We start from the raw sequence: 2,399 nt of genomic DNA, 5'->3' as shown, positions 1-2,399 counted from the left end.
CCCTCGGAGGGGGCATGATAGCGGGTTTATCCCTGTGTATGCTTCTTCTGTTGGGAGGAGCAATTGTCCTTGTACACTTTCCGGGTTCAGCAGTTATCGTTCCTTACTCAACATTAACAAGTATATTAATAGGCATAACACTAGCCGGTGGCCTTGTTGGTATACCTCTCAGCGCAGCAATGAGTTGCCTTTCCCTCGGTGGTTGAGTACCTGACTTTTTACCGCTTCTTGGAGGTTATAATCCTCCAGGGAGCGGTTTTTTCTTGACTGGAAGTAGGTTTTTATGGTAGATTACCCTCTTATGATAAGAGTGGTTTTAACTGCGATTTTGGCCCTCGTCGTCCTGGCAATACCGGCTAACAGCCAAGCCCCGGCTTCAACCGGCGGGGATAGTTTAGTTACTACTGAGATATCTCAGGAGATAAACCTGCCCGCCAATTCAGTCCCCGCATCGAGCGATAAGCTGGATATCATTCTGCCGCTTACTGGTCCGTCTATTCATACTGATTATGTCGGTGAAGCCAATACTTATGTTTGGCGGGACATTAATGGTGGCCAGTACCATGTCTACGGGGTTGAGAACGGCAAGTTTGTTTATCAGCCGGGTGATACTTGGTTTGTTTATGGAATCTTTGGCCTGATCGAGGCAGTGAAATACGACTGGAATGTGAAATACACGAACTGGGGCGGACGGCACAACGGCATCGACTTCGCCGCGCCTGTTGGTCTGTCAGTTGTATCAGCTAGCGAGGGAGAGGTCATCTTCGCGGGTGAGCGAGCTGGATATACCATTATTATTCAAACTGGCAATTTTCAAATTACCTACAGCCACTTGGATTCATTTGTTACCAAAGTAGGGGAGAGGGTCTCCCAAGGACAGTTGATTGGCTACACTGGTTCATCTGGTACGCCAAATCCTCATCTCCATTTTGAAATAGACAAATACGCGAATGGCCAACGGTGGGGGATTAATCCTATGAAATTCTTACTCCCAGAGCTACAAACTGCTACTATGCCGGATGTACCAACCAATCGGTACATTGATGGACCCCTATTATGGAATAATTTGGCGGAGAGTTTCCGCTGGTAATCCGGGGCAACCTTCAGAATAGTGAATTGACACCCTGTCCCAGCGCCGGTATCATGTTGTAGTCGATTCTGGAGTCTGTGATGGCTCTGCAGGATAGATAACCCTCTTCCCAGAGGAGTAGCATACTCCAGAACCAACAAGGGCTCCCTCCGGGGAGCCCCCTTTCTTTTATGTATAATAGGGGAGCATACTAATTAATCTCGGAATTATGAGATCAATATTTTGGATAGTATTTATTATCGTTATTGTCGGCACTGGTTATTGGCTATGGAATACGGACCGACAAAGCGGGGGAGACGCGGTAGATAATAGCGGTCAGTTGGCCAACCCTGCATCAGTTTACTGCCTCGACCAAGGAGGCACGCTGAACATGAGTGAGGATGAAATGGGCACTCAGGGTTTTTGCGTATTCCCTGATGGCATCGCCTGTGAAGAATGGGCCTTCTTCCGCGGAGAGGCCTGCCAGGACAAAGTTAAATCCTCTCCACAACAGACGGTTGGTGAAGAGACAGACGCTAGTAGAGACGAATTACTGGCTAATCCTCTAGAGAGTCTGCCATTCTAGTACTATAATAGGGCTAATGCTTCCTGTAGCGCGCCGATAACCTGCACAGGAAGACTGTAACTCGGGCTCACACCTTTGTCTCCCGGCTTTCCCCAGAAGGCTACCCGTTCAGAGTTGTGAGCCCTCTTTTTATGCTCTGGAAGCTAGTTTTTAGCGTTCTACACCTATAGATAGGGCACTACTGGGACAAACTAACGATCAAGGGCATTTAAAAAAACCGACACAAAAATTTCGTGTGCCAAAATTTAAGGTATATAAATACCGGTAGGGAATACGCATACTCTCCCAAATAGACTAATGGAGGGCTATCCAGGGATATGGAAAACGTCGCACAATGTACCTTGCGCGACGTCATTTAGGTGTAAGCTGTTATAATCTAACAGTCTTACGCTAAACCATTATTACCCTATTTGTTTTGTGATCAACCATTTTTTGATGTAGTTCTTGCAACCGGTCTAGTTCGCCTGTACTCCACACCTTCTTGGCAAATCCTTTTATACCTTTACCGATATTCATTCCTTGCAATCTGCGACCGTCGATAATTGTAACCGCTTCACACCATAGCTTGAAGTCAGTCGCCTTTTTCCCATGTAGCGGATATTTATTAAAGAAAGGTATTATCACATTAATCAGTTCTTTCGTACCCTGTACTGAATAACGAACTGCCCCCTGGGATTTGGTGATTGTGCCACAACCAATACCATCTTGCACCATCCGTAGAAGCTGGGTGTCGTCTTCTCTCAT

4 protein-coding genes are annotated in these 2,399 nt (G+C 46.6%); 3 read left to right on the top strand and 1 reads right to left on the bottom strand.

The window, feature by feature from the left end; translation table 11 throughout:
• The 3 genes from KJ869_11385 to KJ869_11375 form a co-directional block, all read left to right on the top strand.
• Window positions 1-206 (top strand): hypothetical protein (locus tag KJ869_11385; protein ID MBU1577788.1); only part of this gene is annotated, 206 nt, incomplete at its 5' end.
• 95 nt (window positions 207-301) lie between these two features.
• On the top strand, window positions 302-1,090 hold the full coding sequence (locus KJ869_11380; GenBank protein ID MBU1577787.1) for a M23 family metallopeptidase: 789 nt from the start codon (window positions 302-304) through the stop codon (window positions 1,088-1,090).
• Window positions 1,091-1,298: 208 nt separating this feature from the next.
• Window positions 1,299-1,655: a DUF333 domain-containing protein gene (locus KJ869_11375; protein MBU1577786.1), complete on the top strand. Its 357-nt coding sequence runs from the start codon at window positions 1,299-1,301 to the stop codon at window positions 1,653-1,655.
• Between the two features lie 390 nt (window positions 1,656-2,045).
• On the opposite strand, the gene KJ869_11370 is transcribed toward KJ869_11375, so the two are convergent.
• Window positions 2,046-2,399: LAGLIDADG family homing endonuclease (locus KJ869_11370; GenBank protein ID MBU1577785.1), on the bottom strand; the 354-nt coding region annotated here is incomplete at its 5' end.

The sequence above is a fragment of the Candidatus Edwardsbacteria bacterium genome (assembly GCA_018821925.1).
Lineage (GTDB): Bacteria > Edwardsbacteria > AC1 > AC1 > EtOH8 > UBA2226.
Note: the sequence above shows the minus strand (reverse complement) of the source record. Positions and strands in the feature narration are given on the sequence as shown.

What these genes read in the sequence shown, in the direction of transcription:
- KJ869_11375 (MBU1577786.1), top strand. Translation starts at nt 1,299, where the DNA reads ATGAGATCAATATTTTGGATAGTATTTATTATCGTTATTGTCGGCACT.
- KJ869_11380 (MBU1577787.1), top strand. Translation starts at nt 302, where the DNA reads ATGATAAGAGTGGTTTTAACTGCGATTTTGGCCCTCGTCGTCCTGGCA.